At 67.2% G+C, this 1,618-nt stretch carries 2 protein-coding genes; one reads left to right on the top strand and one right to left on the bottom strand.

All coding sequences use genetic code 11. The features are described 5' to 3' along the window. Nucleotides 1–754 (top strand): MFS transporter (locus WCB02_RS11225; protein ID WP_423958219.1); only part of this gene is annotated, 754 nt, incomplete at its 5' end. On the opposite strand, the gene WCB02_RS11220 is transcribed toward WCB02_RS11225, so the two are convergent. Further along, a complete protein-coding gene (locus tag WCB02_RS11220; protein ID WP_423958220.1) occupies nt 709–1,038 on the bottom strand; it encodes an AraC family ligand binding domain-containing protein in 330 nt (109 codons plus the stop codon). The genes WCB02_RS11225 and WCB02_RS11220 overlap by 46 nt on opposite strands. Between the last annotated feature and the right edge of the window lie 580 nt (nt 1,039–1,618).

Here is a 1,618-nt window from a genome sequence, read left to right as displayed (position 1 = left end):
GGTCGGCGCCGCCCCCGCGTTCGGCTTTGCCGCGGCGCTCTCGACCATCGCGGTGGTGCTGCTGTCGGGTATCTACGAGCCGGCGCGAAACCCGGCGCCGCGCCGCCACCCGCTGCATGAGATCAGGGAAGGCGCCAATTTCGTGCTGCATCACGCGCTGCTGCGGCCGGTGTTCATCACCCAGTTCATCTTCAACACCGCCTCCTTCCTGCTGCTTGCGGTGTTCGTGCCCTATGCCGTGGACCACCTTGCGCTCTCGGCCGCCGGCGTCGGCGCGACGCTCGCGATGTATGGCGTCGGCATGGTGGTCGGCGCGCTCGGGGCGACGCGCGTGATGCGTCGCCTCCCGTTCGGTACCGTGATTGGGCTCGGCCCCGCCACCGGCTTTGCCGCATCCGCGGTGATGGCGCTGACCACGGTCGTTCCGGCGCCGTGGCTTGCGGATCTGAGCTTCTTCCTGCTCGGCGTCGGGCCGATCCTGTGGGTGATCTCGACCACGACCTTGCGGCAAGCGGTGACGCCACCGCGGCTGCTCGGCCGGGTCTCGGCGATCAACATCCTGAGCTATGGCGCCCGCCCGCTGGGCTCGGCGCTCGGCGCCATCGTCGGCGGATTTTATGGCGCGCCGGCCTGCCTCTATCTCGCGGTCGCGATCTTCGGCGCGCAGGCGCTGGTGATCCTGCTGTCGCCCGCCGTTTCACTTTCGCGTCAGCCGGACATGATCGTCGACGGCGCGCCGGCGCGGAGCTGCTGAGAAGCTTGGTTCGAGCGCACCACCATCGCACGACGATCCGACTCGGCAGCGCCGGCTCGCATGATAGAGGCGCGAACCGAGCCCATCGTCAGACCAGCATCGCCCCCCATCTCGCAGGCGTCAGGCCGTAGGCCCGCTTCCATGTGCGTGCCGCCATCATGCGGTTCGTCGGGATGCAGGATGTGACATTGGCCGGGAACGCAGTGCCATTGCCTGCCCCTGAAACGAAAGCTCTGGACGCCCGCCAACGTGATCCCGATCGCGTAGCAATCATGCCGATGCATCGCGAAGGCCCGACCGTGGAGATGAGCCTCCAGGCGTTCGATGCCGTCGGCGCCCGCCGCCAGCCTGAGGCGGCCACGACTGCCCGGTTCTACCCTGGCGCCGAGGCCGCACAAAGCTTCAAGACCGTCCCGGCCGCCTGGCGATAGCCTTGTCCTTTCCTCCTCCACCATCCGGAATCGCCGATGCTCAAAGAGACCGCCCTCCAGCCGGAGGTTTGTCGCTCCGCCCTGACGCTGCTGATGGCCTCGACGATCATCATGGGCAGTCCCGGACCATCGACCATCAGCGCGACCGCGGTCGGCGCCGCCTACGGCCTTCCGCCGGTCGCTGATTTACGTGGGCGGTCTCATCCTGGGTACGACGACCGTGCTGCTCGCGGTCGCGGTAGGCGTTGTCACGATCCTGCTCTCGATCCCGCATAGTGCGTCCGCGCTCGTCGTGGTCTCCACGCTCTAGCTACTTTCCGGCGCAAAATTGATGCTTTGGGAAGAGTGCTCAGGGGCCCGCAGCAACGCAAAACCCGCCGGGGGCGACCGGCGGGGGTTTTGGCAAAGCTTGATGGTGATTGCGGATTTATTT

This window comes from Bradyrhizobium sp. (assembly GCF_049581145.1).
In the GTDB taxonomy this organism is placed as follows: domain Bacteria; phylum Pseudomonadota; class Alphaproteobacteria; order Rhizobiales; family Xanthobacteraceae; genus Bradyrhizobium.
The sequence above is the reverse complement of the archived record's forward strand: the minus strand, read 5'-3'. Positions and strand labels throughout refer to the sequence as shown.

Bases quoted from the DNA above. Each gene is read 5' to 3' on its own strand.
- WCB02_RS11220 (WP_423958220.1), bottom strand. From the start codon at position 1,038: ATGCATCGGCATGATTGCTACGCGATCGGGATCACGTTGGCGGGCGTC.